This window comes from Mesorhizobium sp. M0185 (assembly GCF_040322175.1).
Classification (GTDB): Bacteria; Pseudomonadota; Alphaproteobacteria; order Rhizobiales; family Rhizobiaceae; genus Mesorhizobium.
Genome location: NZ_JAMYSY010000004.1, coordinates 143751 through 163769, shown reverse-complemented (window position 1 = coordinate 163769; position 20019 = coordinate 143751). Strand labels below are relative to the sequence as shown.

The 20019-nt window shown below is 64.0% G+C and carries 19 protein-coding genes; 3 read left to right on the top strand and 16 right to left on the bottom strand.

Annotated features, from left to right (window positions below):
- Positions 1–10: 10 nt before the first annotated feature.
- The 4 genes from NKJ20_RS05330 to NKJ20_RS05315 all read right to left on the bottom strand — a co-directional run bounded on the left by NKJ20_RS05330 (position 11) and on the right by NKJ20_RS05315 (position 4470).
- On the bottom strand, positions 11–913 hold the full coding sequence (locus tag NKJ20_RS05330; protein ID WP_352450865.1) for a branched-chain amino acid ABC transporter permease: 903 nt from the start codon (positions 911–913) through the stop codon (positions 11–13).
- Positions 914–1247: 334 nt separating this feature from the next.
- Positions 1248–2249, bottom strand: a complete 1002-nt coding sequence (locus NKJ20_RS05325; protein WP_352742939.1) for a 4-hydroxyproline epimerase — start codon at positions 2247–2249, stop codon at positions 1248–1250.
- Positions 2250–2277: 28 nt separating this feature from the next.
- On the bottom strand, positions 2278–3528 hold the full coding sequence (locus tag NKJ20_RS05320) for an NAD(P)/FAD-dependent oxidoreductase (protein WP_352742937.1): 1251 nt from the start codon (positions 3526–3528) through the stop codon (positions 2278–2280).
- Positions 3529–3576: 48 nt separating this feature from the next.
- Entirely contained in the window at positions 3577–4470 is an 894-nt protein-coding gene (locus NKJ20_RS05315) for a dihydrodipicolinate synthase family protein (RefSeq protein ID WP_352450868.1), read from the bottom strand.
- Between the two features lie 167 nt (positions 4471–4637).
- Between NKJ20_RS05315 and NKJ20_RS05310 the strand changes: the two genes are divergently transcribed.
- A complete protein-coding gene (locus NKJ20_RS05310; protein WP_502900811.1) occupies positions 4638–5228 on the top strand; it encodes a GntR family transcriptional regulator in 591 nt (196 codons plus the stop codon).
- 13 nt (positions 5229–5241) lie between these two features.
- Here NKJ20_RS05310 and NKJ20_RS05305 read toward each other — a convergent pair whose 3' ends face one another.
- The 3 genes from NKJ20_RS05305 to NKJ20_RS05295 all read right to left on the bottom strand — a co-directional run bounded on the left by NKJ20_RS05305 (position 5242) and on the right by NKJ20_RS05295 (position 8057).
- The gene (locus NKJ20_RS05305; protein WP_352450870.1) at positions 5242–5556 is read right to left on the bottom strand and encodes a hypothetical protein; all 315 of its coding nucleotides are present in this window, start codon (positions 5554–5556) and stop codon (positions 5242–5244) included.
- A 304-nt stretch (positions 5557–5860) separates the two neighbouring features.
- Positions 5861–6157: a hypothetical protein gene (locus NKJ20_RS05300; RefSeq protein ID WP_352450871.1), complete on the bottom strand. Its 297-nt coding sequence runs from the start codon at positions 6155–6157 to the stop codon at positions 5861–5863.
- A gap of 403 nt (positions 6158–6560) precedes the next feature.
- Positions 6561–8057 (bottom strand): CoA-acylating methylmalonate-semialdehyde dehydrogenase, encoded by a 1497-nt coding sequence (locus NKJ20_RS05295; RefSeq protein WP_352704739.1) that lies wholly within the window; start codon positions 8055–8057, stop codon positions 6561–6563.
- A 378-nt stretch (positions 8058–8435) separates the two neighbouring features.
- Between NKJ20_RS05295 and NKJ20_RS05290 the strand changes: the two genes are divergently transcribed.
- The gene (locus NKJ20_RS05290) at positions 8436–9317 is read left to right on the top strand and encodes a LysR family transcriptional regulator (protein WP_352742934.1); all 882 of its coding nucleotides are present in this window, start codon (positions 8436–8438) and stop codon (positions 9315–9317) included.
- Between the two features lie 37 nt (positions 9318–9354).
- Here the strand turns inward: NKJ20_RS05290 and NKJ20_RS05285 are convergent, their stop codons facing one another.
- From NKJ20_RS05285 to rsfS, 8 genes are all read right to left on the bottom strand, one after another.
- Positions 9355–10611: a D-amino acid dehydrogenase gene (locus NKJ20_RS05285; protein WP_502894785.1), complete on the bottom strand. Its 1257-nt coding sequence runs from the start codon at positions 10609–10611 to the stop codon at positions 9355–9357.
- A 138-nt stretch (positions 10612–10749) separates the two neighbouring features.
- Positions 10750–11901 carry an alanine racemase gene (alr, locus tag NKJ20_RS05280; RefSeq protein ID WP_352742932.1) on the bottom strand — a complete coding sequence of 384 codons (1152 nt, stop codon included), beginning with the start codon at positions 11899–11901 and terminating at the stop codon, positions 10750–10752.
- 29 nt (positions 11902–11930) lie between these two features.
- On the bottom strand, positions 11931–12452 hold the full coding sequence (locus NKJ20_RS05275; protein WP_352742931.1) for an RNA pyrophosphohydrolase: 522 nt from the start codon (positions 12450–12452) through the stop codon (positions 11931–11933).
- Between the two features lies 1 nt (position 12453).
- Positions 12454–13650 carry a divergent polysaccharide deacetylase family protein gene (locus NKJ20_RS05270; protein ID WP_352742930.1) on the bottom strand — a complete coding sequence of 399 codons (1197 nt, stop codon included), beginning with the start codon at positions 13648–13650 and terminating at the stop codon, positions 12454–12456.
- A 203-nt stretch (positions 13651–13853) separates the two neighbouring features.
- Positions 13854–15179, bottom strand: a complete 1326-nt coding sequence (locus NKJ20_RS05265) for a S41 family peptidase (RefSeq protein WP_023678065.1) — start codon at positions 15177–15179, stop codon at positions 13854–13856.
- The gene (locus NKJ20_RS05260; RefSeq protein ID WP_352742929.1) at positions 15180–16523 is read right to left on the bottom strand and encodes a murein hydrolase activator EnvC family protein; all 1344 of its coding nucleotides are present in this window, start codon (positions 16521–16523) and stop codon (positions 15180–15182) included. It lies immediately after the preceding gene.
- A gap of 151 nt (positions 16524–16674) precedes the next feature.
- Positions 16675–17157, bottom strand: coding sequence for a 23S rRNA (pseudouridine(1915)-N(3))-methyltransferase RlmH (gene rlmH, locus NKJ20_RS05255; protein ID WP_023678067.1), 483 nt, complete (start codon positions 17155–17157; stop codon positions 16675–16677).
- Positions 17158–17218: 61 nt separating this feature from the next.
- Positions 17219–17596 carry a ribosome silencing factor gene (gene rsfS / locus NKJ20_RS05250; protein WP_023678068.1) on the bottom strand — a complete coding sequence of 126 codons (378 nt, stop codon included), beginning with the start codon at positions 17594–17596 and terminating at the stop codon, positions 17219–17221.
- A gap of 239 nt (positions 17597–17835) precedes the next feature.
- Here rsfS and NKJ20_RS05245 point away from each other — a divergent pair, with 239 nt between their 5' ends.
- Positions 17836–18693 (top strand): mechanosensitive ion channel family protein, encoded by an 858-nt coding sequence (locus tag NKJ20_RS05245; protein ID WP_352742928.1) that lies wholly within the window; start codon positions 17836–17838, stop codon positions 18691–18693.
- A gap of 26 nt (positions 18694–18719) precedes the next feature.
- On the opposite strand, the gene NKJ20_RS05240 is transcribed toward NKJ20_RS05245, so the two are convergent.
- Positions 18720–20009 (bottom strand): MFS transporter, encoded by a 1290-nt coding sequence (locus NKJ20_RS05240; RefSeq protein ID WP_352742927.1) that lies wholly within the window; start codon positions 20007–20009, stop codon positions 18720–18722.
- Between the last annotated feature and the right edge of the window lie 10 nt (positions 20010–20019).

Sequence of the window (20019 nt, the reverse complement as noted above, 5' to 3'; positions counted from 1 at the left end):
CGCCATGATCTCAGACCTTTTCGACTTCTGGCCGGCCGAGAATGCCGGAAGGCAGGAAGATCAGCACGATCGCCAGGATCGAGAACGCCGCGACATCCTTGTAGTCGATCGAGAAATAAGCCGACCACATGCTCTCGATGAAGCCGATCATCAGCCCGCCGAGCACGGCGCCGGGCAGCGAGCCGATGCCGCCGAGCACCGCGGCGGTGAACGCCTTCACACCGGGCGTAAAACCGTCGGAAAACACCACCACGCCGTAATACATCAGGAACAGCGTGCCGGCGACGGCGGCAAGCGCGGCGCCCATGATGAAGGTGATCGAGATGGTGCGGTCGACGTCGACGCCGAGCAGTGCCGCCATCTTGCGGTCCTGCTCGCAGGCGCGCTGCGCCCGGCCGAGCGAGGTCTTGTTGACCAGATACCAAAACAGCGCCAGCAGGACTATGGTGACCAGGACGATGATGATCTGCTTCAGCGACACGCTGATGCCCGCGATCGAATAAACCTTGGAGACCATCGGCGGGACGGGCTTGTTGCGCGGCCCTTGCGTGACCTGGACGAAATTGGACAGGGCAATCGACATGCCGATGGCGGTGATCAGCGGCGCCAGCCGGAACGAACCGCGCAGCGGCCGGTAAGCCACTTTCTCGATAGTCCAGTTGTAGAGGCCGGTCAAAAGCATCGCCACGATCATCATGATCAGCAGCGCAACGACGATCGGCACCGAATAGAACAACGCACCGAGGATAAGGAAAACGATGAGGGCGGTGAAAGCGCCGACCATGAAGATGTCGCCATGGGCGAAATTGATCATGCCGATGATGCCGTACACCATCGTGTAGCCGATCGCAATCAACCCATAGATCGATCCCAGCGTCAGCCCATTGATAAGCTGCTGGACAAAATACTGCATGCTGTCGTGGCTCCCCTGGAATGTCGCCCATGCAGACGCATTCCTTTTCGTATTGCCCCTAGTCGTAAAGTTTCGAGCCCGGATTGCAACGTGATTTTTCAATCGCCATGGGTGTTTTCGTCGCACGCCATCGGATTGCCCGTTTTTTCCTATCCGGCCCCTGGACCATCGCGGACCCTACCATTGGCCTAACGCAATGTCTTTGACGATTCAATCGCAGCATGCGCTCCATTTCGAAGAAATCGCCGTCAAAATAAGTTGATGAGCGGGATCGTTGCGCCGTCGAAGGCAATCCGTTTGCGCTCTCTTTCTTTCCCCTGCGTCAGCGTTTTCTCTATTTGACGACGAAGCCGTGCGCGAACGGGTCGCGGTCGTCGATGAAGATCGTGTTCAATCCGGTCATCCGCGCCCACCCGCCGATCGACGGAATGATTGCCGGCTTGCCGGCGACGGTGACCTCTTTCTCGACCCTGCCCTTGAACAACGAACCGATGATCGATTCATGGACGAAGTCGTCGCCGACCCCAAGCTTGCCCTTGGCGTGAAGCTGCGCCATCCGCGCCGAGGTGCCGGTGCCGCAGGGCGACCGGTCGATTGCCTTGTCGCCGTAGAAGACGGCGTTGCGGGCATCGGCTTGCGGGTTGGTCGGCGCGCCGGTCCACAATATGTGCGACAGCGTGTTGATGCCGGGATTCTCCGGATGCACGAAAGTATATTTTTCGTTGAGCCGCTGCCGCACCACCGGGCTCCAGGCGATCAGTTCGCCGGCCGAATGGTCGGCCATGTCGCGATAGGTCTTTTGCGGTTCGACGATGGCGTAGAAATTGCCGCCATAGGCGACATCGACGCTGATCTCGCCGAGCCCGGGGCATTCGACCGTCAGTGCCTCGGCATAGAGGAAGGAAGGCACATTGGTGATGCGCACCTCCTCGACATAGTCGCCGACTTGGCTGTACTCCGCTACGACCAGGCCCGCCGGCGTATCCAGCCTGAGCACGCCCGGTGTCTTCGGCTTGATCAGCCCATGCTCGACGGCAAAAGTTACCGTGCCGATGGTGCCGTGGCCGCACATCGGCAAGCAGCCCGAGGTTTCGATGAACAGGATGGCGATGTCGCAATCTTCACGCGTCGGCGGATAGAGGATCGAGCCGGACATCACGTCATGGCCGCGCGGCTCGAACATCAGCCCGGTGCGGATCCAGTCATATTCGGCCAGGAAATACGCTCGCCGCTCCATCATCGTTGAGCCCTTGAGCAAAGGCCCACCGCCGGCGACCAGCCGCACCGGATTGCCGCAGGTGTGGCCGTCTATGCAGAAGAAGGAATTCTTGGCCATGCCGGCTCCCAACTGAATGTCTTCGAACTCAAAACCGTTGCGGGCTGAACGGGCCGAGATCGAGCGATGGATTCTGCCCGAGAACGAGCTCGCGGATCAAGCGCCCGGTCGCCGCAGCCTGGGTCAGGCCGAGGTGACCGTGGCCGAAACCATACACCACCGACGGCGTTTGTTGCGACCGCCCGATCACCGGCAGCGAATCCGGCAGCGACGGCCGGAACCCCATCCATTCGCGTCCATTGGCCGGATCCAGTCCCGGCAGGAATTTCTGCGCCTTTTCGAGCAGCGCTTTCGAGCGCGCATAATTGGGCGGCCTCTCAAGGCCGCCGAGTTCGACCGCGCCGCCGACGCGCAGGCCCGTCTCGAGCGGCGTGATGACGAAGCCATGCCCGGAGAAGATCAATTGCCGCTTTACGTCGAAGGCAGTCTTCGGCAACGTCGTGTTGTAGCCACGCTCGGTCTCCAGCGGGATTCCGTCGCCGAGATGTCTCGCCAGCAGATGCGACCAGGCCCCGGCAGCGATGACGACGTGCTTCGCCCGTCGCCGCGTGCCGTCGGCCGTTGTCAAGATCGCGCCGTCCTGTCCCGCCTTGACACGCTCGATCCGGGCCCTTTCGAACCCGGCGCCCAACCTCTCGGCATAGGCCCACAAGGCCTTTCCAAGCAGCTTGGGATCGGCAACGGTTTTCCACCCCGGCACGAACGTTCCCTTGACGAAGCGCGGCGACAGACCGGGCTGCAGGGCTGTGAGAGCGCTCCCCTCGACATGGCTGAAGCCGATGCCGAAGCGCTGCCTTGCCGCCCAGCCGGTCAGCGAGGCCTTGAACTCGGCCTCGCTGTCGTAGAGTTCGAGCGAGCCGTCCTCATGCAGCATCGGCCGTGTGCCGGAACGGTCGAGCAAGCCCATCCATTCCGCCTCGGCGAGCTTCATCATCCCGGCCTGCGCGGCAAGGCCGGCTTCAAAGCGGTCGCTTCGGCCGGCGCGCCAGAAGCGGACCAGCCAGGGCAGCAGCTTCGGCAGATACGCGGGTGGGATGCTGAGCGGGCCGAGCGGGTCGGCGAGCCATTTCGGCAACTGCTTGATCATGCCCTTGTGGGCGAGCGGCAGCACATCGGAGAAGGCAAAGGCAGCGGCATTGCCGGAGCTGGTTTCCTCACAGATCCCCGTCCGATCGAAGATCGTGACGTTTCGCCCCGCCTCGGCCAGAAAGGCGGCGGCGCAGATGCCGATGATGCCGCCACCAATGATGGCGACATCGAGCGTAGCATTATCATTCATTGCCATGCGCCGCGCTGCACATCTGCAAATGCCTTCAAAGCGACCGGATCAGAATGTCGGCAGCTCTGGCCGCACCACCAGCGCATCCCTGACGATCTTTTCGACTGCCTTGCGCCGCTCGCCCGACAATGGCTGGCGCGGCATGCGCACGCGGTCGTTGGTGTTGATCGCCAACACTTCGGCGAGCTTGATGTTCTGCACCAGATAGGTCGAGACGTCGAGGTCGAGCAGCGGCCGGAACCAGCGGTAAATCTTCAACGCCTCCTCGCGGCGGCCCTGTCTCATCAGCTGGTAGATGGCGACGGTCTCGCGCGGGAACGCGGTGACCAGGCCCGCCACCCAGCCGATGGCGCCGACCGACAGCGCCTCGAAGGCGAGATTGTCTACGCCGGTGAACAGGTCGTAGCGGTCGCCGAGGCGGTTGATGATCTCGGTCGAGCGGCGGATGTCGTCGGAGGACTCTTTTATGGCGACGAAGCGTTGGTCCTTCGCCAACTCCTCCATCTGGTCGACGGTGACGTCGACGCGGTAGGCAAGCCGGTTGGAGTAGATCATCACCGGCAGGTCGCCGGCCGCGGCGACGGCGCTGAGTGCCGCGACCGTCTCCTCGGCATTGGTATGGTAGATCGGGCTCGGCACCACCATCAAACCATTGGCGCCTTCCTTGGCGGCGCGGCGCGCGATCGCCGCCGCCTCGCGTGTACCGGCCTCGTTGACCGTCAACAGCACCGGTTTGTTGCCGGCGATCTTCTGCGCGGTCTTCAGCACCGCGATCTTCTCGTCGTGCGACAGCATCGGGCCTTCGCCGAGCGACCCGCAGACGATGATGCCGTCACAGCCGGCCTCCATCTGCAGCGCAAAGCAGCGCTCCATCTCGGCATGGTCGAGGCCGTCGTCCTCGGTGAATTTGGTCGTAACGGCGGGGAAGACTCCGGCCCACATGTCGATCGCTCCATCTGATATATCAGCCGTATATTTCTTAAGAAGCCGGCTGTCAACGTTGAATCTGATGTGATATATCAACAATATATCAGGAGATGTTCGCATTGGTATATGACAGACCTGGCTCCGAGCCGGCGACCGCGAAGGCCTACCGCAGGCTCGAGCACATGATCGTAACTCTCGAACTGGCGCCGGCGAGCTTCATCACCGAGGGGGCGCTGATCGACAGGCTCGGCCTCGGCCGCACCCCGGTGCGCGAAGCGATCCAGCGGCTGGCCTGGGAGGGGCTGCTCGAGGTCCGGCCGCGTGCCGGCATTGCCATTGCCCCGCTTCACCCTGGCGACTGGCTGCGTGTCCTCGACGCCCGCCGTGGCGTCGAGGTGGTGCTTGCCCGCTCGGCCGCCCGCTTCGTCACCCGCGAGGCCGCCGACCTGTTTCATGACGCAGCGTTGGCCATGCAGAAAGCGGTGATTTCGGAAAATGTGTTTTACTTCATCCAGGCCGACAAGGCGCTCGACGAGGCGCTGGCGCTGGCTGCCGACAACCCGTTCGCCGCGCGCCTGGCGGCACCCTTGCAAACCCATAGCCGTCGCTTCTGGTTCCGCTACAAGGCCGATACCGGATTGGCCGAATCCGCCGAGCATCATGTCGCGCTGATCCGTTCGATCCTCGCCAGCGACGAAGAGGCCGCGGCCAAGGACGCCAAGCGGCTGATGGCGCTTTTGCGCGGCCATGCCGAGGCGGCTGCTACGCGCTGAGCCTGCCATTTCGTCATGCGCCCTGGCCGGGCAGGGGCATCACGTTTTCCCAATTGTCGCCGGCCGCGACGATGCAGCTTCTGCCGGCGATATCGGTGACGACGATGGTCCAGGTTCCGGTCTCGGCGACAAAGACTTCCATGACCGCCTCATGACCGATCAGCCCCAAAGCAAACTGCCTTTCCTGGAACTTCTCGCTCAAATGGGCGACGAGCTCGCCATGTTCAACGCAGTATTGATATTGCGCGCCTGCGGTGTTCGTACCCACCGCCAATGCGCCAGCAAGAACCAGGGTTTTCACCCATCTCAACAGCGATTTGCGTGCCATAGGGCACCTCCTTTGCCATCACGTTCCGGCAAAGGAGGGGTTTGACGGCCTCATTTTGCCGGAGCGATTCAGGCCGGTTCCGACGTCATCATCATCGCGTCGTTCCTTTCTGTGTTCCGGTCTGCCATTGGTGGGAACGATTCCAGATGTTCCCATTATGTTCTCGATATATGGTATCGGCAATGGAAAAGCGCAAGCAGGCGCCCAAGCGGGCGCCTGCAGATCCGTTTTACGGCTGTCGCCGAAAAGAATGGGCCACAGGCTGCGCGGCCATGCCGAGGCGCGCAGACCCGTGATAAATCGTTCAGGTGCCTGGCAGCGCCGCTATCGTCATCGCGCTTTCCCAGCCTTCGCCGACTGAAATCACGCAGCTTTGACCTTTTGTGTCGCTGGCGAGGATGGTCCAGGTGCCCTTGTCGGAAACGAAGACTTCAAGCACCACATTCGGATTGACGACGCCGACCGCGCTTGGGTTTTCATGAAACTTCTCGCCGAGCGCCTTGACCATATCGGCGCGAGCCGCGCATTGCTCGGCAGCCATTGCCGGGACGGCGGAAAGGGCCATCGCAGCGCAAGCTATAGTCGCCATGAGACGTGTCATCTGACACCTCCTTTGCGCCGGACATATCCCCCGGAGCCGTCACCAGCGCCGTTGGTTGATCTGCCAGCGTCTCCTTCGCGGCAGGACTGCAACCTAAGAAGATTGCTGCCTTCTTGGTTCCATCACATTAGTGTTCATGCCGATGAAGACCGCGACAAAAAGGCCCGAGCTTGGTGCCCGGGCCTTTTCTTGCTTTCTGCGATTTGGATCAGTTCATCGTCGGAATGCCGAATTCGGCGCCATCCTTCACGCCGGCCCGCGCGCCCAAGCCGAAGGCGAGGACGCGCAGACAGAAAACCGTCCGGCTAATTCATCGTCGGGATGACGAACTCGGCGCCATCCTTCACGCCGGCCCGCGCGCCCCAAGCCGAAGGCGAGGACGCGCAGACAGAAAACCGTCCGGCTAATTCATCGTCGGGATGACGAACTCGGCACCATCCTTCACGCCGGACGGCCAGCGCGACGTTACCGTCTTGGTCTTGGTGTAGAAGCGGAACGCGTCCGGCCCGTGCTGGTTGAGGTCGCCGAAGGAGGACGCCTTCCAGCCGCCAAAGGTGTAGTAGGCGATCGGCACCGGGATCGGCACGTTGATGCCGACCATGCCGACCTGAACCCGCGAGGCGAAGTCGCGCGCCGCGTCGCCGTCGCGGGTGAAGATGGCGACGCCATTGCCCATCTCGTGCTCGTTGGCGAGCTTGATTGCGTTCTCGTAGGTCGGTGCGCGAACGACCGAGAGCACCGGCCCGAAGATCTCTTCCTTGTAGATGCGCATGTCGGCGGTCACATTGTCGAACAGGCAGCCGCCCATATAGTAGCCGTTCTCGTAGCCCTGCATGGAAAAGCCGCGGCCGTCGACGACCAGCTTGGCGCCTTCCTTGACGCCGGTGTCGACATAGGACTTGACCCGCTCCAGCGCCTGCGCCGTCACCAGCGGGCCGAAATCGGCGGAAGAATCCGTCGACGGACCGACCTTCAGGCTCTCGACGCGCGGCACCAGTCTTTCCATCAGCCGGTTGGCGGTGTCGTTGCCGACCGGGACGGCCACCGAGATCGCCATGCAGCGCTCGCCGGCCGAGCCGTAGCCGGCGCCGATCAGCGCGTCGACGGTCTGGTCCATGTCGGCATCGGGCATGATGATCATGTGGTTCTTGGCGCCGCCGAAGCACTGCACGCGCTTGCCGGCCGCGCAGCCGCGCGAATAGATGTAGTGGGCGATCGGTGTCGAGCCGACGAAACCGATGGCCTTGATGTCGGGATCGTCGAGGATGGCGTCGACCACTTCCTTGTCGCCGTTGACGACATTGAGGATGCCCGCCGGCAGACCGGCCTCGATGAACAGTTCGGCAATCCGCATCGGCACGCCCGGATCGCGCTCCGACGGCTTGAGGATGTAGGCATTGCCGCAGGCGATGGCCGGCGCGATCTTCCACAACGGGATCATCGCCGGAAAATTGAACGGCGTGATGCCGGCGACGACGCCGAGCGGCTGGCGCATCGAATAGACGTCGATGCCGGGGCCGGCGCCATCGGTGAACTCGCCCTTCATCATATGCGGCGCACCGATGCAGACCTCGACCACTTCGAGGCCGCGCTGGATGTCGCCCTTGGCGTCGGCAATGGTCTTGCCGTGTTCGCGCGCCAATATCTCGGCCAGCGCGTCATACTCCTTGGCGACCAGCTCGAGGAACCGCATCAGGACGCGTACGCGTCGCTGCGGATTGGTCGCCGCCCAGCCGGGCTGTGCGGCCTTGGCGTTTTCGACCGCCGCGCGCAATTCCGCCTGCGAAGCCAGCGCCACCGTGCCGCGCACCGTGCCGTCCATCGGCTGCATGACGTCCTGCTTGCGGCCGCTGGTTCCGGCGACGCGCTTGCCGCCGATGAAATGACCGTATTCGATCATGGTCTCTCTCCCTGGTTCGTGATGAGGCATTGTCCGCCTTTGCGGGAGCGATGGCAACGCGAGCGAAAACGCAACCGTTGTGCGGAGAATAGATAGCGGTTGACGGCAGAGCATCAATTCTCGCAAATAGGAAGAATGCAGGTCCCCAGCAGCAAGGATTGAGATTGAGTTCCTTCACCGCCCCCCTCTGTGCTGCCGGACATCTCCCCCTCAAGGGGGGAGATTGGCTGTCACGCCCGCCTTCGGAAATCTTCACCGCGGCAAGAAAGACGCCTGCGGCGAAACTGCCAATCTCCCCCCTTGAGGGGGAGATGTCCGGCAGGACAGAGGGGGGCACGAAGGAACGCGGTTTTGATCGTTATCGCCAGGACCACCCTCATGAACTGGGATGATGCCCGTATCTTCCTTGCCGTAGCGCGGGCCGGCCAGATCCTCGGCGCCGCCAGGCGGCTGGAGCTTAATCACGCGACCGTCTCGCGCCGCATTGCCGCCCTCGAGGATGCGCTCAGGACAAAACTGTTTCGCCGGCTTACCACCGGCAGCGAGCTGACGCCGGCGGGCGAGCGTTTCCTCGAGATTGCCGAACGCATGGAGGGCGACATGATCGCCGCGCGCTCGACCGTTTCAGGCGAAGGCGACGACGTCTCGGGCACCGTTCGCATCGGCGCGCCGGACGGCTTTGGCGTCGCCTTCTTGGCCAGGCGCCTCGGCGCGTTGACCGCTCTGCACCGTGAGCTCACCATCCAGCTGGTGCCGGTGCCACGCTCCTTCTCTTTGTCCCGGCGCGAGGCCGACATTGCCATCACCGTCGAACGGCCGACGGAAGGCCGCCTGGTGGCGGGAAAGCTGGTCGACTACACGCTCGGCCTGTTCGCGTCGCGGGCCTACGTCGACACCCATGGCCTGCCCGGAACCGCCGCCGAGCTAGGCCAGCATACGCTGATCGGCTACGTGCCGGACCTGATCGTCAGTCGCTCGCTCGACTACGCGGCCGAATTCAGCGCTGACTGGCGCACCAGCTTCGCTATTTCCTCCGCGCTCGGCCAGGCCGAAGCAGTGCGTTCCGGCGCCGGCATCGGCATCCTGCACACCTTCGTTGCCCGCTCGATGCCGGAGCTGGTGCCTCTCGATATCGTCGCACCCATACGCCGCGCCTACTGGCTGGTCTATCATGAATCGGTCAGGCCGCTGCGCCGCGTTCAGGTCGTCGCGAGCTTCATTACCAAGGCCGTCGAACGGGACAGGGGTTTGTTCGCGTGAGCCTGCCGGCCGCTGGCTGTCTTAGCTGGTGGGCGTCTTACTTGGCGTATCGTCCGGGCCCGAGATCGCCGACGTCGATCTCGGGCACCCGGCTGGAGATGATGTCGGCCAGAACTTTGGCCGAGCCGCAGGCCATGGTCCAGCCGAGTGTGCCATGGCCGGTGTTGAGATAGAGATTGGAGAAATCGGTGCGGCCGATCAGCGGCGGCCCGTCCGGTGTCATCGGCCGCAGTCCGCACCAGAAGGTCGCCGATCGCATGTCGCCGCTGCCCGGAAACAGGTCGCCGACCGAATGTTCGAGCGTGCGCCGCCGCGATTCGTGCAGCCGCAGGTCGAAGCCGGAAATCTCCGCCGTGCCGCCGACCCGGATACGGTCGCCGAGCCGGGTGATCGCTACTTTGTAGCTCTCGTCCATCACGGTCGAGACCGGTGCGGCGGCGGCGTCCTTGATCGGCAGGGTGATCGAATAGCCCTTGACCGGGTAGACCGGGATGGGCCGCTTCAGCATGCGCATGAACCGTGCCGAATAGCTGCCCATCGCCATCACATAGGCATCGGCGACCATCCAGCCCTTGCTGGTGCTGACGTTGGTGATGCGATCGCGCTTCTTGACGACGCGCCGTATCTCCGTGTCGTATTCGAAGGTGACGCCGCGTGCCGCGCAAAGCTCGGCAAGCCTGTCGGTGAACATCTTGCAGTCGCCGGTTTCGTCGCCGGGCAACCGCAGGCCACCGACGAATTTTTCGCGCACGCCGGCCAGCCCAGGCTCGGCCGCAATGCAGCCGTCGGGGTCGAGGACCTCGTAGGGGACGCCATAGGCCTTCAGCACCTTGACATCGCCGCCGACGCCGTCGAGCTGCTTTTGCGTTCGGAAGAGCTGCAGCGTGCCCTTGGCGCGCTCTTCATAGGCGATGCCGGTCGCCTCGCGCAGCGCCTTCAGCGTGTCGCGGCTGTACTCGGCCAGCGGCACCATGCGCGCCTTGTTCAGCGCGTAGCGTTCAGCCGTGCAATTGCGCAGCATCTTGACCAGCCATATCCACATATGCGGATCGAGGGCCGGTCGCACCACCAGTGGACCGTGCTTCATCAAAAGCCATTTGATGGCCTTCAACGGAACGCCGGGCCCGGCCCAGGGCGAGGCATAGCCGGGCGAGATCTCGCCGGCATTGGCAAAGCTGGTTTCCAGCGCCGGGCCTTTCTGGCGATCGATCACCGTCACCTGATGACCGGCCTCGGCAAGAAAATAGGCGGTGGTGACCCCGATCACGCCGCCGCCCAGCACGAAGATCTTCATCGTTTGGTTCTCCGCGGCGGCATCTCGTCGGGATTCGAGACCGGGATCATCGCCGCCTCATGTCTGCCGGATTCTGTGGCGTCAGCCAAGTGCCGATGCTTAGGGAAAAGACATGCGTGAGGACAACAACCTTGCGTCCTAGCCATTCACATATCGCCGGTGGAAACGGTGGCCGAGGCTGGTCAAGACCTCATAGCCGATGGTGCCGGCTTGGCCGGCTACCTGGTCCACCGTCTGCGACGACGGTCCGATGAGTTCGACGAGGTCGCCGGCCTTCAGCCTGCCGGGCGGCAATGCGGAAATGTCGAGGATGATCGAATCCATCGAAACCCGGCCGACGAAGGGCAGCCGCACATTTTCGAGCCAGGCGGAGGAAGCGGCCAGTCGATGCCAGCCATCGCCATAGCCGAGCGAAATCGTCGCCGCGGCAAGCGGAGCCTTGGTGTGGAAAGTGTGACCGTAGCCGACACCGGCGCCGGCCTCCAATATCCGCGTCTGGATGACCTTGGCTTGCAATCGCACCACCGGCAGCATCGGATTGTCCTTCGCCGGCGTCGGATTGACGCCATAGAGAGCGGCACCCGGACGAACGAGGTCGTAGTGATAGCGCTGCCCGAGAAAAATGCCTGATGAATTGGCAAAGGAAGCCGGCGCTTCCGGCAGCATCCGGCGCAGCCGTTCGAATTCCAGCCGCTGCCGCTCGTTGGCCGGCTGCTCGGGTTCATCGGCGCAGGCGAGATGGCTCATCACGAACGTCAGTTGGACACCGTCGAAAGCCTGCGGATCCTGCGCGACTGCCTGCACCTCGGATGGCGTCATGCCGAGCCGCGACATGCCGCTGTCGACCTGGAGGGCGGCCGGCAACTTACGGCCCACCCGCCCGGCCATCTCGCGCCATGCCGCGAGTTGGCTGACGCTGTTGAGTACGGTGCAAAGCCCTGCCGCAACCGCTTCCCTTTCCGCACCCGGCGGAATGCCGTTCAGCACATAAATGGCCGGGTCTGAGCCGAGCGCCTTACGCAGCAAGATGCCGCCGGCCAAATGCGCAACAAAGAAAGTATTACAGCCCTCACCCATCAGCGCCGCCGCCACCGGCGCCGCGCCAATCCCGTAACCGTCGGCCTTGACCACTCCAGCACAGCCGACGCCGCCCAGCCGCGCCTTCAGCCGCCGGTAGTTCTCACGGACGGCGCCGAGATCGATGGTCAGGATCGCCCCTGCCGCGGCTTCGCTGATCGGTTCGCCCAGGGTGACGGTCGGCGGAAGAGATTTGCTGGAGATGTTGTTCATGCCGACCTGTTTTAACGGAAGGCCGGCGGCTACGCCACCAGGTGCCGGAACGCCGCCACCACGTCTTCGTAGACCTTGCGCTTGAACGGCACGATCAGGCCCGGCAATTCCAGCATCGGCCGCCACGCCCACCGGTCGAACTCGGCCTTGTGGCCACCCGGCGGCGGAAAGATCGCGATCTCGCTTTCGTCGCCGTGGAAACGGAAGGCAAACCATTTCTGCGTCTGGCCGCGATATCGTCCCTTGAAGGCGACGCCGACCAGATGCGCCGGCAGGTCGTATTTGATCCAGTGCGGCGCCTCGGCCAGCAGCGACACCGAGCGCATGCCGGTCTCTTCGTAAAGTTCACGCGCCGCCGCGGGCAGCGGCTCCTCGCCATCATCGATGCCGCCCTGCGGCATCTGCCAGAGCTGCGTCGTTCCAGCGAATTCGCTGTCCGGCTCGGCAATGCGACGGCCGACCCAAACCAGGCCGGCTTCATTGAGGACCATCACCCCTACGCAGGGCCGGTAGGGCAGCGTCTCGGGCTCAACGAGCTTGTTCTTTGCCATCTCAGCCTTTTTCCGGATCTATGGCCACCGCCGAAACCGGCACGATCTCGATGCCACGCTTCTTGGCCTCGGTCACCCAGGAAGACACGGTATCCACCGTCAGGTCGAAAGCCGAGCCGATGCCGACGGCAAACCCTTTCGCCCGTGCCGTCGCTTCCAGCCCATCCAGTTTCTTCAATATGGCGCCGCGGTCCTGCACCGCATCGATCGCCGTATCGCCGCCGACGAACGGCACGCCGTCCTTCAGCGCCAGTTCGGGTGCCAGGCTGCGCGCCGACGAACCGTCGTCGACATAGGCCAGACCACGCTTGCCAAGCTCGGCCATCAACGGCCCCATCGCCGTCGCGTCGGCCGAAAAGCGGGCGCCCATATAGTTCATGACGCCGGTGTAGTTGGTCGTTCGCGACAGCGCCCAGCGTAAATTCTTCAAATTCTCGTCCGGCGTTGCAGCCACGGTCAGCGTGTTACGGCCGGGATTGACGTTCGGATAGTCGAACGGCTCAAGCGGTACCTGCATGATGACCTCATGGCCGCTCTGCCGCGCCACCTGCATCCAGCGGCCGATGCTGTTGCCTTGCGGCGCGAAGGCCAGCGTCACTTCCGCCGGCAGCTTGGCTATGGCTGCCTGCGTGCCGGTCTGCGACACGGCAAGCCCGCCGATGACGAGCGCGACGCGTGCACCGCGAGCCCCGGACCACGGCCGCGCATAGACATCGAACGGGCGCCTGCCGTCGGCGGCGCGGATCGGCAACGGACCGGTTTCGCTGGCCTCGACCAGCGCCTTGTCGGGAATGTGCGCGATCCTGAGGTTCTGGCCGATCGTCGAAGGGTCGCGAATGACTATGGCCGCCTCGGGTGGACCGTCGCCCCCCTCGGTCTGGACATGGATGATCTGCGGACCGCCCGTCTTCGGCCCGCTTATGTTGGCCCCGCTTGCGTTGCCTGGCGCAGCCATTTCGGGCGTCGCCTTGGCGGGCGCGGCGGCGGTATCCGCCGCCGGCGTCTTCGGCGTCAAAACGGCTACTTCTTGCAGCTTCCGGAACGGCTTGTCTCGCAAGGCGATCGCGCTGGAGACGCCGACCACGGACAGCACGACAAGCGCGGCCGCGACCGCACCGGCGCTGATCCCGCTGCCTGAGCGCGGCAGCCGGATCGCCTGTCCGAGAGGTCGTTCTATGTCCTTGCCGATATCAGCCAAGCCCGCACCCCCCGGCGCGCATCCCCGAAGTAAACCTTCTCCGGAGGCGCAAAATCCAAAATGTCGGCGCGTCCCCTTGCTTCACTGGACGCGCAGCATGCCGGCCGCGGCCCCCGAATCAAACTGCCGGAGCCTCGCGGCCCCGGCAGCATCGCATCGCTTCGCTCAGGCAGCCAGACCTGTTTGGCCCGGCTTGCCCGCCCTTACTGGTTCAACACGGCCTTTTGCGGATTCGGCGGGAACGCCGGATCCGTCTTCTGGCCGCGCAGCAGCTGCTCGGCATAGATGAGCTGCAAATCGTCCTTCGGTTCCGGCGGCACATAGGCTGCCGAACCCGAACCGGTCGTGCTTTCGTCGGCGCCCTTGATATGGCCCTTGAGGTCCGATTCGCCGCGCGTCAGGTCCCTGCCCTGCAGTTCGGCCGGCAGCGGCTGGTCGACCTTGATGTCGGGCGTGATGCCCTTGCCCTGGATCGACTTGCCGGACGGCGTGTAATAGAGCGCCGTCGTCAGCCGCAGCGCCCCGTTCTCGCCAAGCGGAATGATGGTCTGCACTGAACCCTTGCCGAAGGACTGCGTGCCGACCACCGTGGCGCGGCGCAGATCCTGCAGCGCGCCGGCGACGATTTCCGAGGCACTGGCCGAGCCGCCATTGACGAGCACGATCAGCGGCTTGCCGCCGATGTCGTCGCCGGCCCGCGCGTCGAAGCGGGTGACGTCCTTCGGGTCGCGGCCGCGCGTCGAGACGATCTCGCCACGGTCGAGGAAGGCATCCGACACGCTCACCGCCTGGTCGAGCAAACCGCCCGGATTGAGGCGCAGGTCGAGCACGTAGCCCTTGAGCTTGTCGTTCGGCACCTGCTTCTTGATGGTGTCGATGGCATTCTCGAGGTCGTCATAGGTTTTTTCGGTAAAGGAGGTGATCTTCATGTAGCCGATGTCGTTTTCGACCCGGAACTTGACGGCCTTGACCTTGATGATATCGCGCACGACGGTCAGTTCGATCGGCTTGTCGGCGCCCTGGCGCAGGATGGTGAGCTTGATCGGCGTATTGACCAGCCCGCGCATCTTCTCGACAGCGTCGTTGAGCGTCAGGCCGCGGACCTCCTCGCCGTCGATCTTGGCGATATAGTCGCCGGCGAGCACGCCTGCCTTGGCGGCCGGCGTATCGTCGATCGGCGTGATCACCTTGACCAGGTCGTTCTCCATGGTGACCTCGATGCCGAGGCCGCCGAATTCGCCCTTGGTCTGCACGCGCATGTCCTGCGCTTCTTCGGCATTCATGTAGGAGGAGTGTGGGTCGAGCGACGACAGCATGCCGTTGATGGCATTTTCAACCAGCGACTTGTCGTCGGGCGGCGTCACATAATTCGCCCGTACCCGTTCGAAGATATCGCCGAAGATCGCCAGTTGCTTATAGGTCTCGGAGCCCGCAGCCTTCGCTGTCGAGCCGGGCGCGCCATAGACCAGGCTCATCGCCGATGCACCCATCAGCGCACCGGCAAACAGAAGCGACAGTTTCCGCATCATTCACGTCCTTCCAGAAAAACGGTCCGCCCACCATGGGGCCGGATCGACGGGTTTTCCATCCTTGCGGAACTCGACATAGAGCTCCGGCGTGGCATTTCCATTCTTCGATGCCGAGGTGCTCGCCACCCGGGCCTCTCCCATCGCGCCGACCGGCTCACCTGCGAGCACCGACTGGCCAGACGCGACGCTGATTCTGCTCATCCCCGCCAGGACGACATGATAGCCGTCACCCGCATTCAGGATCAAGAGTTGACCGTAAGAGCGGAAAGGCCCCGCATAAAGCACATTTCCATCCGCCGGCGCTGTGACGATGGCTCCCGATTGTGTCGCAACCATGTCACCGAGCATCACCGCGCCGTTACCGTCGTCGGCCCCGAAGCGCCGCTTGATCCTGCCGGTGACCGGCAGCGCGATTTGCCCTTGAAGCGCGGAAAACGGCGCGGCAGCGGTGAGCCTGTTGCTCTCCGGCACCGGCAGCGAGGCCAATTCCGTCGGCGCCGCAGCCGATACCGGGCCCTTGTCGGCGTCGGCCGTCTTTTGCTCGGCTGCCTTGGCCGCATCCGCCGCCTTGCGGGCTCTGTCGGCCTCGAGCGAGGCGATCAGTTCTTTCAGGCTGCCGGCCTTGGCCGCCAGCGTCGCGGACCGCTGCTTTTCGGCGGTCAGCGCGGTTTGCGTATCGGCGGCGAGCTTCTGCTTGGCTTCGAGCAGCATGCCGAGCCGCTTTTTTTCCGCCGCCTGCTCGCCGACAGCTGCCGTCAGCCGCGCCCGCTCGGCCTCGATCGAGGCCGTCACCCGCGACTGCTCCTTGAGGTCGGCCAGCAACATGTCGGTCTGCTGGCGCAGTTCCGGCACCACGGCACCGAGCAGGATGGCGCTGCGCACCGACGACAATGCGTCCTCCGGCTTGACCAGGATCGCCGGCGGCGGATTGAGCCCCATGCGCTGCAGCGCGCCGAGCACTTCGGCCAGAACGTCGCGTCTGGCGGCCAGTGAGGCGCGGATCTTCTGCCCCTGCGCCTTCAGCCCTTCCAGCTTGCCGCCAATGTCCTCGATGTCCTGGCCGAGCTTCTGCTCGGTCATCGCCGACTGGATCAGCGCCGCGGTGATCGAGGCGTGGTCCTTCTTGACAGCCGCTATGTCGGCGGCGAGCTTGGCCAGCCGCTCGGACGACAGCGTGATCTCTTTCGATACTTTTTCGTATTCGGCGCGGCTCTGGTCCGGGTCGGGCGCCAGGTCGAGCGTGTTCTCGGCCCGCGCGACGCCGAGCGAAAGCGCGATCGTCGCCACGGCGATGCCGTAGCGCACGCGCCAGGAGCCCGTTCGTGATTTCCAGTCTTCAGACATTGAAGCCCAACTCTATGCGCGGCTTCGTTAACGAACCATCAACCATGTTCGAGCCCCGGCCGTCATCGACAAACCCCATGAGGCCAAACTGTCGATGAGCATTGGGGCAAAAATCCGGGCGGCTGGCATCAATTCGCCGACGGAGCCGACTTCATGAACGATGGTAGGGGTGACCGGAAAGGATCGTGGCCGCCCGGTAAAGCTGCTCGCCCAGCATCACGCGGACCAGCTGATGCGGCCAGGTCAGCGCGCCGAGCGACACCGTCAGATCAGCCAGGTCGCGCAGTGACTGGTCATGGCCGTCGGCGCCGCCAATGGCGATCACCAGCGCCTTGCGCCCGCCATCGCGCAGCGAACCTATGCGGCCGGCGAAATCCTCGGAGGAAAGGTTCTTGCCGCGCTCATCCAGCAGCATCAGCGCCGTGCCCGGTTGCAAGTGCGTCTGCAGCTTCTGGCCTTCCTCGCGCCGGCGCTCATTGGCCGTCTGCGCGCGACCTTCGGCAATCTCGACGATCCCGGCGAATTCGAGGCCTACGGCAGGACCGCTCCTGGCAAAACGCTCGAAATAGCGGTCGGCCAACTGCTTCTCGGGGCCGGCTTTCATTCGGCCCACGGCATGAACCGTAATCTTCATCCCTGCCTCGAAGAGCCGCTGATGCATGTCGGACAACGACATGCATCAAGACGAATACGGCTCAGTGGAGGGTCTCCTCCTCGAGATCGGGCGCCTGCCACATCTTTTCGAGATTGTAGAAGTCGCGGACCTCGGGACGGAAGACATGGACGATGATGTCGCCCGAATCGATCAGGACCCAGTCGGCGCCAGCCAGCCCCTCGACGCGCGCAGTGCCGAGCCCGGCATCCTTGAGCGCCTTAAGGAGATGATCGGCAACAGCCGAGACATGACGGTGCGATCGGCCAGACGCGACGACCATGTAGTCGCCGAGGCTCGATTTCCCCTGAATGTCGATTGAGACGATGTTTTCGGCCTTGGAGTCTTCCAGACTGGCAAGGACTGTCTTGATGGCGCGGGACACGGCGTCGTTTACGCTGATCCCGGCCGGCGAAGGCACGATGTCGGCCTTCTTCCGCAGTGCTGTTCTCAGTGTATTTCCTTTCGCAGCAAGAACAACCAAATCACCTCTGAAATCAGGTGACACTGCTTAGATAGGCAGAGTTAGGTTGCAGTTTCAAGACACCGCTCGCAAGCAGGCACCCGGCAGCGGCCGAATATCCGGCTTTTCGGGCCAGAAAATCGGAACCGCCTCGCCCCGCAGCGGTTATCGGCTCATCCACGAACCGGAATCCCGACATGCCGATCGATCCCCACAACGCCCTCCTCACCGTGCAATCCGGCCTGGCGCAACTCAGCACGCTGATCGTCTCCTACTCGCTTTCGGCGGTCGGCGCCGTCATCCTGCTGGTCATCGGCTACATCGTCGCCGGCCTCGCCGAGCGTTCGATCTATGCCGGCCTCGGCCATATCAGCGGCTTCGACGAAACGCTCCGCCATTTCTTCTCGCAGGTCGTCCGCTACGCCATCCTGGGACTGGTCGTGATCATGGTTCTCGGCCAGTTCGGCGTGCAGACGGCTTCGATCATTGCCGCTATCGGTGCCGCCGGCCTGGCCATCGGCCTGGCGCTGCAAGGCACGCTGCAGAACATTGCCGCCGGCATCATGCTCCTGGCGCTGCGGCCGTTCCGCATCGGCGAATATGTCGAAGTCGGCGCGATATCCGGCACCGTCGAGGAGATCGGGCTGTTTGCCACAACGCTGAGGACGGTCGAAGGCGTCTACGTGCTTGCACCCAACTCGACCCTGTGGAACCAGCCGGTCCGCAACTTCACCCGCAACGGTGTGCGCCGCGGCGACATCACGCTCAGCATCGGCTCCTGGAACGACATCGATTTTGCGCAGAAGACCATGCTCGGTGTCGCCGCCGCCGACCGGCGCGTCAGGCGGCAGCCGGCGCCGATCGCCTTTGTCGCGACTGTCGGCGACAGCACCGTCGCCATCACCTTGCGCTACTGGACGGCGGCTGCCGATTTCTTCGCCGCCCAGATCGACCTCACCAAGAGCGTCAAGCAGGCGTTCGATGCCGAGGGCCTTTCGGTCCCGGCGCCGGCACCGAAAGCGCCTCAGCCGGATGCCTCGGCCACGCGGCAATAGAGCATTTGAAACCAGCTGGAGGGTGTTCAAAGTCCTTCGCGCCGGCGCTGATCTTCGGGCGCGAAGGCGAGATCGACAGGCAGCGGCGCCTGCGCCGTCATTGGCGCGAAACTGCCGGTCTCGGTGGCGGGCACCGGCCGGACCATGACGACGCGCCAGAGAACGAACAGGCAGTAGGCGGTGGCAATGACGATTGCCACATAGATGAAGGCCTGCGTGCCGTAGACGGCGGAAAGTCCGGTCACAATGCCGGGTACGACGAAGCCGGACAGCGACCAGGCAAACAAAAGCGAGCTCGACAGCGCCACCATGTCGTCCTTGCCGGCGCGGTCGCCGGCATGGGCGCTGGCAAGCGAATAGATCGATTCCGAGGCGCCGTCCCAGACCACATAGATGACGAGCAGCGCCGCCAGCGCGCCGCCGTCGAAACCGAGGGCAAACAGGCCCGCCGCGGCGGCAAGCGCAGACGCCGCGATCAGCACAAAGCGCCGGTCGGTGCGGTCGGAAATCCAGCCGAGCGGGATCTGCAGGATCAGCGTGCCGACTGGCATTGCCGAAAGCAGCAAGGCGACGTCGGCCTGGCTGTAGCCCTTGGCTGTGGCATGGATCGGCGCAAAGCCCGAGATCGTCATCGACAGGCCGCCGACGGCAAGCATGCCGGCAACGCCGACCGGGGAGATCCGCCAGGCGCGGCTAAGCGCCACGGAAGCCGCTTGCGGCGCCGGTGGCTGCGCGAGCCGCGTCAGCCCGACGGGAAGGATCGACAGCGCGGTGAAGGCAATGCCGATCAGCGGCGCGTCGGCCGCGCGGATATCGATCAACGCCAGCGTCGAGTAGCCGACGCCGAGTCCGGCGACATAGGCAACGTAGAAGATAGCCATGACCCGGCCGCGGATGGCGTTGGCGACGACATCGTTCAGCCAGCTCTGCGCGACAATGAACAGGCCGCATATGGCAAAGCCGTAGAGCGCTCGTGCAGCGATCCATGGCAATGGGTGCGGCCCGGCGCCGACCGCGGCGTTGGACAGCACGATCAGTGCCGACAGCACCATGAACACGCGGGCATGGCCGACACGCCGCACCAGCGGCCCGGTCAGGATGCAGCCGGCAAGGCCGCCAGCCGAAAGGCCGGTGACGATCAGCCCCGCCCATGTCGGATCGAAGCCCTCGGCGCCGAGCCGGACTGGGATATAGGCGAACATCAGCCCATTGCCGACGGCGATCAGCGCCATCGACAAGAGGATGCTGGCAATGGCGATCGACGGCGCCGGCTGCCGTAGACCGTTCTTGTCCTGGTCGCGCTCGAGAATCGTCATGACCGAGGAT